The organism is Streptomyces sp. 8N616 (assembly GCF_052246385.1).
Taxonomy (GTDB): domain Bacteria; phylum Actinomycetota; class Actinomycetes; order Streptomycetales; family Streptomycetaceae; genus Streptomyces.
Genome location: NZ_JBQQBY010000009.1, coordinates 122,918 through 136,685, shown reverse-complemented (window position 1 = coordinate 136,685; position 13,768 = coordinate 122,918). Strand labels below are relative to the sequence as shown.

Here is a 13,768-nt window from a genome sequence, read left to right as displayed (position 1 = left end):
CCATCGCCCCGGGCCGGGCGGGCCTCAGCCCCAGCCCCAGCCTCAGCCCACCCTGAACGCCCGCGTGCTGCCGCTGAACGGGGTGATCGCGCCGAAGATGCTCTTGGAATCCCCGAAGTGGACGATCCGGTACGTGCCCGCCGGTGTGTCCTGGCCGACGTCCCAGGTGATGACCGCTTTGGAGGTGCCGGTCACCGCATTGGTCCGCACCCAGCGGTATTTCGTCTCCCAGTCACCGTCGTCCAGGTAGCGCGCCCACTGGCCGTCCACCAGCCGCTGCACCTCCAGGAACGTCCCGTTCCGGTGCAGGTTGTTCTTCGGGTGGCCGGTGACGAACTCGGCCCTGGCCGTCCGGCCCTGCTCGTAGGACTTCTCGGGCTCCGTCAGCACCTCGCCGAACGACGTGCCCGACGGCGGGCTGTCCATGACCACGCCGGTCTGCAGGGTGATCTGCCGGTCCGACAGGTCGGGCGGGTTCGGGCCGCGGTCGATCGTGCCGCCGTCCTTCAGCGAGGCGGCGAGCCTGGCGAACTCCTGCTGGTACGCGGGCAGCGTGTACCGGCCGTAGAGCGTCGAGCCGCCCTCGTACTGCTGCAGGTCGTACTCCTCGGGCGTCGTCACGTACTGGCTGTAGGCGTTGGCGTAGCCCTGCATCAGCACGTTCCCGACCGGTACGCCGAGCTCCTCCGCGACCGAGCGGCGGATGCGCAGGCCGGAGACGATGGTGTACTCGGCGGGCCCGGCCACCAGATAGAACTGGCCGATCTTGACGATCTGCACCGGGAGGATCTTCGGGGTGGCGGGTGCCGGGTCGGAGATCATGCCGGTCGGTACGAGGTTGGCCTTGGGGTACTGGCAGCCCACCAGCCACTCAGGCGGGTCGACGTGCCACGGCTCGAGCAGGTCGGCGACCGGGCTGTGCATGCCCTCGGTGAACCCCGGGATGGCGGGCCCGTCCTCGACGCTGCCGGCCAGGGTGGAGGCGCCGACCATGGCGGGGCAGGTGCGGTGGTCCTTGCCGTCGGGGGTGTACTTCCCATCGACCGTGACCTCTTCCATGTTCACGAACCGCATCCGGGAGTCCACGCTCCCGCTGACCGGGGTGTCCGCCGCGTTGTAGACCTCCCGGGCCTTCCTGAACTGGCGGTCGCCGATGATCCGGGTGTTCTCGAACTCGTCCTCGGTCGGCCCGGAGCCCGGCTTCAGGTTCAGATTCGGCGACATGTCACCGGCGTTGGTGTTGGGAAACGCCGCGACGAAGCCCTTCTTGTCCTCGAGGTAGCGCACGCCCTTCTCGTCGTGCTCCCACTCGTACGACGCGTAGCCCTTGTTGTCCGGGCTGAGCAGGGTGTTCTTGTTCGTCAGCGAGGTGTTGTGGGTCGCGAACCAGCTGATCGCGCCGATGTCGCTGCCGCCCTGCCTGAAGCGGAGCACGGTCATCGCCGGGTCGATGGCGCCGGGGAAGGCGGCCTTGTCGGATTCCGGGTTCTCGTCGAAGGCCACCTTGGAGCGGTTGACGCTCGCATGGGTGAGCTCGCCCCTGCCGAGGGTGATGGTCCCCGGCTCGAGGTCCTCATGGGCCTTGGTGACCGACTCGACGATGCCGTCCACGATGGCGTTGAAGGTGTCCTTCTGGAAGCCGAGGGAGGCCAGGTTGTACGCCAGGTGGTGGGAGTGGCCGCCGGATCCCGCATGGGTGTGGGTGGCCGACAGCAGCACGTTCTGCTCGCTGTACAGCGAGCCGTAACGCTTCTTCAGCTTGCGTATGACGCGCTGCTGTACCGACTGGAAGATCATGCCGAGGTCGGCGTTGACGTAGACGACGCGGTTGCCGCTCTCCCGGTCGGCCACGATGAACGCCCGGGAGCGCTGGCGCTGGTGGATGCCGGTCGCCTTCTGGTCGAAGCTGGAGTACCCCATCATGCCGACCTCGGCGGCCTCCCCGGTGACGTCGGATATGCCCCGGCCGACGAGGTACGTGGTCGGCTCAGCAGCCGGTGCCGCGCCCGCCCGCTCCATGGCGGGCACGGCCGCCAGGCACAGCGGGCCGAGTGTTCCGGCGAGCAGCAGGGAAAGGATTCTGACCTTTGCGCTGGGGAACCGCATGCCTTCTCCTGAGGGGGGTGGGGGGTGGGGGTGTGGGGGTGGCGGACGGGTATCCGGCCATGACCGTACGGCCGGAGGCGTGCGGGGAAGAGGACCGAGCCGGACAGTAACCGGGTCTCCAGCGGCCATGGACCCGGGAGCTCCGAAAAGGAACGTCCCTAGTCGACCGAGCCCTTCAGCGCCACGAGGATCAGCCCGAGGCTGCCCGCGAGCAGTGCGGCCAGGATGAGCGGGCCGCCCCTGAGGCCGCCTCTCAGGGCGCTGACCGTTCCGAAGCCGACGAGCAGCAGCACGGTGAACCACACCGCGATTTCCAGGGCCACGGTCGGGGTCGCCCCGAACAGCAGCGCCACCAGCAGCACGAGCACCGGGGCCAGGGCGGCCCTGACGATCGCCCACTGTGCACGCATCGTGGACCACAGCCGCCGCCGGGAGAAGGCCACCCCCTCCTCGAAGTGGACGAGTTCCTCCGCGTACACGTGAGCGAGCCAGTAGACCACCACGGTGGCGAGGACACCGGGGACGACCTCATCGATCTCGACGGGCGGCTCCGAGTACGCGGCCATGACGGCACCGGTGATGACCGTGCCGTAGACCGCCTGTGCGGGGTTCTTCAACGGCATCAGCCGCATTCCCAGCCGACCCCACCACTCCCGCAACGACATGGCGCCATCCTCCCGGTTTCCCGCCGGAAGTGACGCAGCGACCCACCCCGATCCGTCCGGACCCGGAACACGTCCGGACCCGGAGCGCTTACAGTGGCAGCGCTGTTCACGGCCGCTCGGGAGGTGAGGTGCGTAGTTCCCCGCCTGGTTCCCCGCCCGCCGACCCGCGCCGCGGCTCGGCGACCATCACCTCGCATCTGCTGCGCTATCTCAGCGTCGTGGCCGCCGAGCGCGGACACGACCTGGGGCCCGCGCTGCGCCGCGCCGGGCTCAGCGAGGCCGCGCTGAGCGCCGTGGGCCTGCGGATCTCCTACCGGCAGAGCAGCCAGGTCATCAGAGAGGCCATGAGCGAACTCGGCGATCCCGCGCTGGGCCTGGCCGTCGGGCGCAGACAGCGGGTGACCGCGTGGGGCCTGGTCGGACTCGGCCTCCAGGCCAGCCCCACGCTGTTCGACGCCGTCGTCCTCGGCGTGCGCTACCACGGCCTCACGGGATCGATGCTCGACTACCGGCTGGAGTCCGTACCCGGCGGAGCCGCGATCCTCCCGACCGCCCGCTACGCCGACTACGAACTCCAGCCGTTCCTGATCGAGGAAGCGTTCAGCAGCACCGTGGCCCTGATCAGGTGCGCGCTCCACGACGACTTCGCGCCCCACGCCGTCGTCGTCCGGCACCCCTGCCCCGCCTACGGGGACGAGTACGAGCGGTACTTCCGCTGCTCGGTCTCCTTCGAAGCGCCCGACGACCGGCTCGTCCTCGGCACCGACTGGCTGGAGCGCCCCCTGCCGGGCGCCGACGCGTACACGGTCGCCCAGGTCGTCGGACTGCTGGAGTCGGCGCGCACGCTCGGGCGCGAGCGGCAGGACCTGGTCGAGGGCCTGGAGGTGTCGGTCGCCCGCAGCCTGCCCCACGTACCGCCGCTCACCCACCAGGCGCAGGCGCGCGCGATGAGCGAACGCACGCTGCGCCGGCGGCTGGCGGAGTGCGGGACCACGTACGAGGCGCTGGTCGACTCCGTACGCCTGGTCCGCGCCGAGGAGTTGCTGACCACCGGGGACATGCCGCTGGGCAGGGTCGCGGAGTTGCTCGGCTTCAGTGACGCGCGGACGCTGCGGCGGGCGGTGACGCGGTGGTTCGGGGTGAGCCCGTCCGAGGTGCGCAGGCGCGGCACCGCGCCTGCGCGGCCGGAGACCGCCGTCTGCGCCCGCCGCACTGTGAGCTGAGTCCCACTCCCGGGTGGCCTCGGGGCGTACCCCGGGAGCGTGAAGGGTGCCCCCGGTAGGCTGACGCGGCCCCATCCCCGAGCACCCGATCCCCGGGCACCCGATTCCCGGGCACCCGAGCCAGCCCAGCACCCGAGCCAGACCCACCGGAGACCGTGACTACCACCACCTCCTCCTCGCATCACCTCTCACCCGCCTTCCCCGGCCGCGCCCCCTGGGGTACGGCGGGCAAGCTGCGTGCCTGGCAGCAGGGCGCGATGGATCTCTACATCCAGAAGCAGCCGCGGGACTTCCTCGCGGTGGCGACGCCCGGCGCGGGCAAGACGACCTTCGCGCTGACGCTCGCCTCCTGGCTGCTGCACCACCACGTCGTGCAGCAGGTGACCGTCGTCGCGCCGACCGAGCACCTGAAGAAGCAGTGGGCGGAGGCGGCGGCGCGGATAGGGATCAAACTGGACCCGGAGTACAGCGCGGGGCCGCTGGGCCGCGAGTACCACGGCGTCGCGCTGACGTACGCGGGCGTCGGCGTGCGGCCGATGCTGCACCGCAACCGCGTCGAGCAGCGCAAGACCCTCGTCATCCTCGACGAGATCCACCACGCCGGTGACTCCAAGTCCTGGGGCGAGGCGTGCCTCGAGGCCTTCGAGCCGGCGACCCGCCGACTCGCCCTCACCGGCACGCCGTTCAGGTCGGACACCAACCCCATCCCGTTCGTGGAGTACGAGGAGGGGAACGACGGCATCCGGCGGTCCTCGGCCGACTACACGTACGGGTACGGGAACGCGCTCGCCGACGGCGTCGTCCGGCCGGTCATCTTCCTCTCCTACAGCGGCAACATGCGCTGGCGGACGAAGGCGGGCGACGAGCTGGAGGCCCGGCTCGGCGAGCCGATGACCAAGGACGCTGTGTCGCAGGCGTGGCGTACGGCGCTGGACCCGCGCGGCGACTGGATGCCGAACGTGCTGCGAGCCGCGGACCAGCGGCTCAGCGAGGTCCGCAAGTCGATCCCGGACGCGGGCGGGCTCGTGATCGCTTCCGACCAGGACGCGGCGCGCGCGTACGCGAAGCTGATCCGCGAGATCACGGGGACCGGGCCGACGGTCGTGCTGTCCGACGACAGCGGCGCCTCGCAGCGGATCGACGACTTCTCCCACTCCGACGACCGGTGGATGGTCGCGGTCCGGATGGTGTCGGAGGGCGTGGACGTGCCGCGGCTCTCGGTCGGGGTCTACGCGACGACGATCTCGACGCCGCTGTTCTTCGCGCAGGCGGTCGGCCGTTTCGTACGGTCGCGGCGGCGCGGCGAGACCGCGTCCGTCTTCCTGCCGACGATCCCGATGCTGCTCGGCTTCGCGAACGAGATGGAGGTCGAGCGCGACCACGTCCTCGACAACCCGAAGAAGGAGGGCGAGGAGGAGGACCCGTACGCGGAGGAGGAGAAGCTCCTCCAGGAGGCGGAGAAGCAGCAGGACGAGGACACCGGCGAGCAGGACATGCTGCCGTTCGAGGCGCTGGAGTCGGACGCGGTCTTCGACCGGGTGCTGTACGACGGCGCGGAGTTCGGGATGCAGGCGCACCCGGGCAGCGAGGAGGAACAGGACTATCTGGGCATTCCCGGCCTCCTTGAACCGGACCAGGTGCAGCTGCTGCTGCAGAAGCGGCAGGCCCGGCAGATCGCGCACAGCCGGAAGAAGCCGGACGCGGAGGCCGACCTGCTGGAGATCCCGGCGGAGGGGCGGCCGGTCGTCACGCACAAGGAGCTGCTGGAGCTGCGGAAGCAGCTGAATTCCCTGGTGGGCGCGTACGTCCACCAGAGCGGCAAGCCGCACGGGGTGATTCATACGGAGCTGCGCCGCGTCTGCGGCGGCCCGCCGAGCGCGGAGGCGACGGCGGGCCAGATCCGCCAGCGCATCGCCAAGGTCCAGGAATGGGCCACGCGCATGCGCTGACCCGCCGGATCTTCCCGCCGCGACGGCGGCCAGTCCGACGAAAAACTTCCGCCGCAGTGGCGAGAGGCGAGACGGCGGAGCCCGGCGGTGCCGAATCGGGAAGGTTTCCCGCCGCAGCGGTGAGACGCGAGGCAGTGGAGCCCGGCGGTGCCGAACTGGCCGCACCGGAAAAGTATTCCGCCGCAGCGGTGAGACGCGAGACGGTGGAGCCCGGCGGTGCCGAATCGGGAAGGTTTCCCGCCGCAGCGGTGAGACGCGAGGCAGCGGAGTCCGGCGGTGCCGAACTGGCCGCACCGGAAAAGTATTCCGCCGCAGCGGTGAGACGCGAGACGGCGGAGTCCGGCGGTGCCGAACTGGCCGCAGCCTGCTTGCCCGTACGGCACCGCAGGTCCGCGCCATCGACTTCTCGCCGTCGCGGCGGGAAAGGTTCTCGCCGCGGCCGGGCATATCAGGCAAAACGAACACCGGGTTGCCCGGATTCTGGACGGGCCCTTCCGCTGAGCGGACCGGCTCGCTACCTTCTCGGTACCCCACACACGCCCCGTGGCAGCGCTGCCGCGGAGCGCAGCCGGTGCCATGCGACCGGCGGCCTCTCCGCGCGCTGCCGCTGGGACCGGCAACGCACCCGCCGCGAGAAGCCGCCCGTCACTCAGACGAGGAGGGGGCGTCGTGACCGCGGAGACGTCTCAAACGCTCGACAGGGGCCTGAAGGTCCTCAAGCTGCTCGCCGACACCGACCACGGCCTGACCGTGACCGAGCTCTCGAACAAGCTCGGCGTCAACCGCACGGTCGTGTACCGCCTGCTCGCGACCCTCGAGCAGCACGCACTCGTACGCCGGGACATCGGCGGCCGCGCCCGCGTCGGGCTCGGCGTGCTGCAGCTGGGCCGCCAGGTGCACCCGCTCGTACGGGAGGCCGCCCTGCCCGCGCTGCGCGCGCTCGCCGAGGACATCGGGGCCACCGCCCACCTCACGCTCGTCGACGGCAGCGAGGCACTGGCCGTGGCCGTGGTCGAGCCGACCTGGACCGACTACCACGTGGCCTACCGGACCGGATTCCGGCACGCCCTGGACCGCGGCGCCGCGGGCCGGGCCATACTCGCCGCGCGCCGGACCCCGGGCACGGACCCGGGCTTCTCGCTCACCCACGGCGAGCTGGAGGCGGGCGCCTGCGGCGCCGCGGCGCCGCTGCTCGGCGTGACGGGTGTCGAGGGCAGCGTCGGCGTGGTCATGCTGGCCGAATCGGTCCCGGAGCGGGTCGGCCCCCGGGTCGTCGAGGCGGCGCGAGAGGTCTCCGACGCGCTGCGCTGACAAGGTCGGTTAGATTCACCACCATGCCTGCCGCCGCCTCGCCCCCTCCCTCTCCTCCCGCCCCCCGCAGGGGAACCCGCGCCCGGGTCCTCGGTCTCTGTGCCGTGCCCGTCGTCGCGCTGCTCGCCGTCGCCCTCTTCGCCCCGCTGCCCTTCTCGATCGCCCAGCCCGGGATGACCGCCGACGTGCTCGGCTCAAGCCGGGGCAAGCCGGTGATCAGCATCTCCGACGCGGAGAGCCGCAGGACGACGGGGCAGCTGCGGATGACGACGATCGCGGCGACCAACCCCGACGCGCACGTGGGGTTCGGCGACGTCGTCGACGGCTGGTTCAGAGCCGACCGGGCCGTGCTGCCGCGCGAGTCCGTCTACCCGGTGGGCGACACCACCAAGGAGATCCAGCGCTACAACGCCCGCCAGTTCCGGAAGTCCCAGGACGCGGCCACTGCCTCCGCCCTCCGCTACCTGCACAGGTCGCCGGACGACGTACGGGTCACCCTGCGCCTCGCCGACGTCGGAGGGCCGAGCGCCGGGCTGCTGTTCTCGCTGGGCATCGTCGACAAGCTGGACGGCGACGGCTCCGGCGGCGACCTGACGGGCGGCCGTACGATCGCGGGCACCGGCACCATCACCGCGGACGGCGAGGTCGGCGCGGTGGGCGGCGTACCGCTGAAGACGCAGGCCGCCAAGCGGGACGGCGCGACCGTCTTCCTCGTCCCGCAGGCGGAGTGCGACGACGCCCAGGCCGAACTCCCGAAGGGCCTCCGGCTCGTCCCGGTCACCACCCTCGAGGGCGCGGTGAACGCCCTCAAGGCCCTCGAGACGGGTGGCAGGGTCCCCAGCTGCTGATGCCCTCCCGCACGAAGCGCTCAGCCCTCCCGGATGAAGCCCTCCCGTACCAGCCAGTCCTTCGCCACCTCGTGCGGGTCCTCCCCTCCCACGTCCACCCGCGCGTTCAGCCGCTGGGCCTCCGCCCCCGTCAGCCGCTTGCTGATCGGGGCGAGGAGCCCGGCGATTTGGGGGTACTTCTCCATCGCGGCGCTGTTCATCTCCGGTGCCGCGTTGTAATTCGGGAAGAAGTGCCGGTCGTCCTCCAGCACTTTCAACTTCAGCTCCGGAATGCGGCCGTCGGTGGTGGCGGCCACCCCGAGGGTGCAGGCGGCGCCCTTGGCGACCTGGGTGTAGACGACTCCGTCGTCCATCTTCTTGTAGTTCCCGCGCGGGAGGGCGAAGCCGTACTTCTTCGCCACGCCCGGCAGGCCGTCCTCGCGCACCGCGAATTCGCTCCCCCCGCAGATCGTGGCCGCGCCCGGGTCCTCCTTCACCAGCCGCGCCACATCGGAGAGGGTGCGCAGACGGTACTTCTGCGCGTGTCCCTGGTTCGCGACCAGCGCGTAGGTGTTGTCGAGCGGGGCCGCGGGCAGCCAGGTGATGCCATGGCGGCGGTCCTCGTCGCGTACGGCCTCCCACTGCTCGTACGGATCGACGATCGGCCGGGTGTGCCCGAGGTACGTGATCCAGGCCGTGCCCGTGTACTCGTACATCCCGTCCGCCGCACCGGACTTGACCGCCTCGCGGGCACCGATCGAGCCCTGGATGTTCGTCCGGTCCAGGACTTCCGCGCCGGCCGCCTTGAAGACAAGACCCATGATCTGGCCCAGGATGATCTGCTCGGTGAACTCCTTGGAGGTGACGGTCAGGCGGGCGCCCGCCAGCGGCCGCCCCTTCCCGATCGAGCCCGGCCGCACCGAGTCGGCCAGCGGGCTGCCGCTGGTCAGCCCGCAGCCGCTCAGGCCCGCGGCGGCGAGCAGCAGCGCGCACGCACCCGCGGCGGCCGCCCGTACCCGGGACAGGCGCATCAGTCCACCTCCAGGCCGCGCGGGCGCAGCAGCATCTCGACGAGCATCCCCAGCCAGTCGACGATCAGCGCCATGGCGACCGTCAGCACGGAGCCGAGCACCAGCACCGGCATCCGCTGGTTGGTGATGCCGGAGGAGATCAGATCGCCCAGGCCGCCACCACCGCCGAAGGTGGCCAGCGTCGCGGTGCCGACATTCAGCACCAGCGCGGTCCGTACGCCCGCCAGGATCAGCGGTACGGCCAGCGGCAGTTCGACCCGGAACAGCACCAGGCGCGGCGACATCCCGATGCCGCGCGCCGCCTCCACGAGCGCCGGGTCGATGGCCCTCAGCCCGGCGACGGTGTTGCTCAGCACCGGCAGCACGGCGAACGCCACGATGCCGATCAGGGCCGCCCGCCGGCCGATGCCGAGCCAGATCACCAGCAGTGCCAGCAGGCCCAGGGCCGGGGTCGCCTGGCCGATGTTGGCCGCCGCGACGAACGGTGGGGCGGCCCGGCGCAGGCTCCTGCGGGTCAGCGCCACGCCCAGCGGGATCGCGATGACCAGCACGAAGAAGGTGGAGATCGCGACGAGTTCGGTCTGCTGGCGGAGCGCGGTGCGCACGATGCCGCCGGAGAGCGAGTTCCTGGCGATCGAGTCCAGCTCGGTGGTGCTGAGATACAGAGCGGTGGCGCCGAGGGTGGCTGCGACGAAGGCCGGCACGGTCACCAGCTTCTGCCAGGTGATACGGGGTGGGACCCGATGGGGTGCGACGGGCCCTGTCTCGGGCTCGTCCGGACCCGGAGCCCGGTGACCGGCCTCGGGAGCTGCGATGCCACCGGCCCCGCCGCCTCCCCCGCCACCGACCTCGCTCCGGCTCACGAGGGCTCACCCCGGCCGGTCCGCTGAGCCTCCCCGGCTCGCCGCTCCTCCGGCGCCCCGTTCATTGCGTTCAGCAGCGTCGCCATGTCCACGACGCCGATGTACTCGCCCCCCTGCCCGGTGACCGCGACGCGGCCCGCGCCGTCGGCCAGCAGCGCCTCCAGCGCGTCCCGCAGCGTCACGTCCACCCCGATCCGGCCCCGTACCGGGACGCCCGCCGATAACGGCAGGGGCTCCGCGGCGGGCTGCGTGCTCCGGGCGCGCGTCAGGTCCTCGCGCCGCAGCCAGGCGTGCGGGCGCCGGTCCCGGTCCAGCAGCAGCAGATGATCGGCGGAGGCGGAGTCCGCGCGCAGCAGCTCCAGGACGGTCTCCAGCGGGTCGTCGACGGTGGCGGTCGGGACGTCGGCGAGCTCCACCTCCCGTACGCGCTTGAGGTTCAGTCGCTTCACCCCGGCGCCCGCGCCCACGAATCCGGCGACGAAGTCGTCGGCCGGGCTGGTCAGGATCGCCTCCGGGGTGTCGAACTGGGCGATGTGCGAGCGCTCGCGCAGCACCGCGATCCGGTCGCCGACTTTGATGGCCTCGTCGAAGTCGTGGGTGACGAAGACGATCGTCTTGCGCAGCTCGCGCTGCAGCCGGATCAGCTGGTCCTGAAGGCGCTCCCGGGTGATGGGGTCGACGGCCCCGAACGGCTCGTCCATCAGCAGCACGGGCGGGTCGGCGGCCAGCGCCCGCGCCACCCCGACCCGCTGCTGCTGGCCGCCGGAGAGACGGCGCGGATAGCGGCCGCGGAACTCCCCGGGATCCAGGCCGACCAGATGGAGCATCTCCTCGACCCGGCCTTCCACCTTCGCCCGGGGCCAGCCGGCCATCTTCGGTACGAGCGCGATGTTCTCTGCGACGGTCATGTGCGGGAAGAGGCCGGTGGCCTGGATGGCGTAGCCGATCGTGCGGCGGAGCGCCACAGGGTCGATGCCGGTGACGTCCTCGCCGCCGATCGTGATCCGCCCGGAGGTCGGCTCGATCAGCCGGTTGATCATCTTGAGGGTGGTGCTCTTCCCGCAGCCGGAGGGACCCACGAGGACCACGGTCTCGCCCGCCGCGATGTCCAGGGTCACGTCCTCCACAGCCGGAGCGGGGCTGTCCGGATAGCGCTTGGTCAGGTTGTCCAGTCGGATACTCGCGCCGGCGGCGGCCCGCTGGGCGAGCCCGGCGGGCTCTGCGGTCGCGGAAGCCTGGGCGGTGGGTTCGGCGGTTTCGGCAGGTTCAGCCACGGATCCCCCGTGAGATGGTGAGCCGTCCGATCACCACGTACCCGGCGTCGAACAGCAGGGCCAGGACGACGATTCCGAGCGTCCCCGACAGTACTTCGTTGACCGCGTTCGCACTGCCCAGGCTGGAGATCCCGCGGAAGATCTGGTTGCCGAGCCCGGGCCCCGAGGCGAAGGCCGCGATCGCCGCGATGCCCATCAGCATCTGGGTCGCCACCCGTACGCCGGTGAGGATCGGCGGCCAGGCGAGCGGCAGTTCGACCCTGAGCAGCCGGGCGAACCGCGACATCCCCATGCCCTTGGCGGCCTCGACGAGGGCCGGGTCGACCCCGCGTAACCCGACGACCGCGTTGCGGACCACGGGCAGCAGCCCGTACAGCGTCAGCGCGATGACGGTCGGCGCGACGCCGAGGCCGACGACCGGGACGAGCAGGCCGAGGAGGGCCAGGGAGGGGACGGTGAGGATGGTCGCGGTCGTGGTGATCGCGAGGTTTCCCGCCCACTCGGTGCGGTAGGTGAGGACGCCGATCAGGACGCCGAGCACCGTGGCGGCGACCATGCACTGGAAGACGGCGCTGGCGTGCTGATAGGCGTCCACCAGCAGCTGCTGGTAGCGGGTGCCCAGGTACTCCCAGAAGTTCACTTCACGGCCCCTCCCTCAAGGGCGGTCCCCCCGGCGGTCGGGCGGTCCTTACGGCTCCTGCCGCGACGCCTGGCGCACCAGCGGAATGATCCGGAGCGGCACCGGATTCTCCATCACGATCGCCGTCGAGGCCCGCACGATGCCATCGAATCCCACCACCCTGTCGATCACGCGCTGCAAGTCGGCATTCGAGCGTGCCACCAACCGGCACAGCATGTCACCATGGCCCGTCGTGGTGTGCAGCTCCAGCACTTCCGGGACGCCGTCCAAGTGCGCCCGTACGTCCGCGCCTTGACCCTGCCTGATCTCCAGCGTCGCGAACGCGGTCACCGGATAGCCGAGCGCCGCCGGGTCCACGTCGGGCCCGAAGCCGCGGATCACCCCATTGGCCTGGAGGCGGTCGAGGCGCGCCTGTACGGTCCCGCGCGCGACGCCGAGGCGCCGCGAGGCCTCCAGTACGCCGATCCGCGGTTCGTGCGCCAGCAGCTCCAGCAGCCGCCCGTCCAGCTCGTCGATGCCCATGAGCCCGCCTCCCGGTAGTCATCCTGTACAGAACGCCCCGCATCGGCCGGTGATTGCTGTGCAGAGTGTGCAGCGATTGAGCCAACTATTGCGCACCTTGTGGAGCAGGGGGAGCCTGAGGTCATGACTGAGACCATCCATCACCCTCCGCACACCGCACGGCAGGCCGACCCCTTCCCGGTGAAGGGAATGGACGCGGTCGTCTTCGCCGTCGGCAATGCCAAGCAGGCCGCGCACTACTACTCCACGGCCTTCGGCATGAAGCTCGTCGCCTACTCGGGGCCGGAGAACGGCGTCCGGGAGACGGCCAGTTACGTCCTGGAGTCCGGCGCCGCCCGCTTCGTCTTCACCTCGGTCATCAAGCCGGTGACCGAGCGCGGCCGGTTCCTCGCCGGGCACGTGGCCGCGCACGGCGACGGCGTCATCGACCTCGCCATCGAGGTCCCGGACACGCGGGCCGCGTACGAGTACGCGGTCGCGCACGGCGCCACCGGCCTCGAGGAGCCGCACGACGCCAAGGACGAGCACGGCACGGTCGTCCTCGCCGCCATCGCCACGTACGGCCGGACCCGGCACACCCTGGTCGAGCGCACCGGCTACGACGGCCCGTACCTCCCCGGCTTCGTCGCCGCGGCCCCGATCACCGAGCCGGGCCCCCGCCGCTTCCAGGCCATCGACCACTGCGTCGGCAACGTCGAACTCGGCAAGATGGACGAGTGGGTGGCGTTCTACAAGAACGTGATGCACTTCGCCAACATGAAGGAGTTCGTCGGCGACGACATCGCCACCGAGTACTCGGCGCTGATGTCGAAGGTCGTCGCGGACGGCACCCGCAAGGTGAAGTTCCCGATCAACGAGCCCGCCGTTGCCAGGAAGAAGTCGCAGATCGACGAGTACCTGGAGTTCTACGGTGGCCCGGGCGTCCAGCACATCGCGCTCGCGACGAACGACATCGTGGCGACCGTACGGGCCATGCGCGCGTCCGGAGTTCAGTTCCTGGACGTCCCCGACTCGTACTACGACACCCTCGGCGAGTGGGTCGGCGACACCCGCGTGCCGCTGGACGAGCTGCGCGAGCTGAAGATCCTCGCCGACCGCGACGAGGACGGCTATCTGCTGCAGATCTTCACCAAGCCGGTCCAGGACCGCCCCACCGTCTTCTTCGAGATGATCGAGCGGCACGGTTCGATGGGCTTCGGCAAGGGCAATTTCAAGGCGCTCTTCGAGGCCATCGAGCGCGAGCAGGCCAAGCGCGGCAACATCTGAGCCGCTGGGCCCCCGACCCTCGCGAGGCGCGCCGCCCCGCTCCGGCCGCGGGCCCTACGGGACCTGACACCCGTGGGGCCCGAGCGTGTCC

The 13,768-nt window shown here is 71.1% G+C and carries 12 protein-coding genes; 5 read left to right on the top strand and 7 right to left on the bottom strand.

The genetic code is table 11. The features are described 5' to 3' along the window. Positions 1-42: 42 nt before the first annotated feature. Entirely contained in the window at positions 43-2,106 is a 2,064-nt protein-coding gene (locus ACTWQC_RS10920; protein WP_443315400.1) for a neutral/alkaline ceramidase, read from the bottom strand. A gap of 158 nt (positions 2,107-2,264) precedes the next feature. Further along, positions 2,265-2,771, bottom strand: coding sequence for a hypothetical protein (locus ACTWQC_RS10915; RefSeq protein WP_443315399.1), 507 nt, complete (start codon positions 2,769-2,771; stop codon positions 2,265-2,267). Positions 2,772-2,899: 128 nt separating this feature from the next. Between ACTWQC_RS10915 and ACTWQC_RS10910 the strand changes: the two genes are divergently transcribed. From ACTWQC_RS10910 to ACTWQC_RS10895, 4 genes are all read left to right on the top strand, one after another. Next, the gene (locus tag ACTWQC_RS10910) at positions 2,900-3,994 is read left to right on the top strand and encodes an AraC family transcriptional regulator (protein ID WP_443315398.1); all 1,095 of its coding nucleotides are present in this window, start codon (positions 2,900-2,902) and stop codon (positions 3,992-3,994) included. A 155-nt stretch (positions 3,995-4,149) separates the two neighbouring features. Then, a complete protein-coding gene (locus ACTWQC_RS10905) occupies positions 4,150-5,943 on the top strand; it encodes a DEAD/DEAH box helicase (protein ID WP_443315397.1) in 1,794 nt (597 codons plus the stop codon). A 669-nt stretch (positions 5,944-6,612) separates the two neighbouring features. Continuing rightward, complete coding sequence (locus tag ACTWQC_RS10900; RefSeq protein ID WP_443315396.1) at positions 6,613-7,254, top strand: IclR family transcriptional regulator; 642 nt, start codon at positions 6,613-6,615, stop codon at positions 7,252-7,254. A 23-nt stretch (positions 7,255-7,277) separates the two neighbouring features. Continuing rightward, the gene (locus ACTWQC_RS10895) at positions 7,278-8,102 is read left to right on the top strand and encodes a YlbL family protein (protein WP_443315395.1); all 825 of its coding nucleotides are present in this window, start codon (positions 7,278-7,280) and stop codon (positions 8,100-8,102) included. Between the two features lie 20 nt (positions 8,103-8,122). On the opposite strand, the gene ACTWQC_RS10890 is transcribed toward ACTWQC_RS10895, so the two are convergent. The 5 genes from ACTWQC_RS10890 to ACTWQC_RS10870 are packed head-to-tail and all read right to left on the bottom strand — an operon-like array spanning position 8,123 to position 12,411. Then, the gene (locus tag ACTWQC_RS10890) at positions 8,123-9,112 is read right to left on the bottom strand and encodes a glycine betaine ABC transporter substrate-binding protein (protein WP_443315394.1); all 990 of its coding nucleotides are present in this window, start codon (positions 9,110-9,112) and stop codon (positions 8,123-8,125) included. Continuing rightward, on the bottom strand, positions 9,112-9,927 hold the full coding sequence (locus ACTWQC_RS10885; RefSeq protein ID WP_443315456.1) for an ABC transporter permease: 816 nt from the start codon (positions 9,925-9,927) through the stop codon (positions 9,112-9,114). The genes ACTWQC_RS10890 and ACTWQC_RS10885 overlap by 1 nt, the downstream gene beginning before the upstream one ends. Positions 9,928-9,971: 44 nt before the next feature. Further along, complete coding sequence (locus ACTWQC_RS10880) at positions 9,972-11,249, bottom strand: betaine/proline/choline family ABC transporter ATP-binding protein (protein ID WP_443315393.1); 1,278 nt, start codon at positions 11,247-11,249, stop codon at positions 9,972-9,974. After that, on the bottom strand, positions 11,242-11,889 hold the full coding sequence (locus ACTWQC_RS10875) for an ABC transporter permease (RefSeq protein WP_443315392.1): 648 nt from the start codon (positions 11,887-11,889) through the stop codon (positions 11,242-11,244). Before ACTWQC_RS10875 ends, ACTWQC_RS10880 begins: the two co-directional genes overlap by 8 nt. 48 nt (positions 11,890-11,937) lie before the next feature. Continuing rightward, complete coding sequence (locus ACTWQC_RS10870) at positions 11,938-12,411, bottom strand: Lrp/AsnC family transcriptional regulator (RefSeq protein WP_443315391.1); 474 nt, start codon at positions 12,409-12,411, stop codon at positions 11,938-11,940. 123 nt (positions 12,412-12,534) lie between these two features. On the opposite strand from ACTWQC_RS10870, the gene hppD reads away from it, so the two are divergent. After that, positions 12,535-13,677: a 4-hydroxyphenylpyruvate dioxygenase gene (gene hppD / locus ACTWQC_RS10865; protein ID WP_443315390.1), complete on the top strand. Its 1,143-nt coding sequence runs from the start codon at positions 12,535-12,537 to the stop codon at positions 13,675-13,677. Positions 13,678-13,768 lie beyond the last annotated feature (91 nt).

Excerpts from the sequence above, each read along its gene's own strand:
- ACTWQC_RS10920 (WP_443315400.1), bottom strand. The coding sequence starts at position 2,106 with ATGCGGTTCCCCAGCGCAAAGGTCAGAATCCTTTCCCTGCTGCTCGCC.
- ACTWQC_RS10915 (WP_443315399.1), bottom strand. The coding sequence starts at position 2,771 with ATGTCGTTGCGGGAGTGGTGGGGTCGGCTGGGAATGCGGCTGATGCCG.
- ACTWQC_RS10895 (WP_443315395.1), top strand. The coding sequence starts at position 7,278 with ATGCCTGCCGCCGCCTCGCCCCCTCCCTCTCCTCCCGCCCCCCGCAGG.
- ACTWQC_RS10890 (WP_443315394.1), bottom strand. The coding sequence starts at position 9,112 with ATGCGCCTGTCCCGGGTACGGGCGGCCGCCGCGGGTGCGTGCGCGCTG.
- ACTWQC_RS10870 (WP_443315391.1), bottom strand. The coding sequence starts at position 12,411 with ATGGGCATCGACGAGCTGGACGGGCGGCTGCTGGAGCTGCTGGCGCAC.
- hppD (WP_443315390.1), top strand. The coding sequence starts at position 12,535 with ATGACTGAGACCATCCATCACCCTCCGCACACCGCACGGCAGGCCGAC.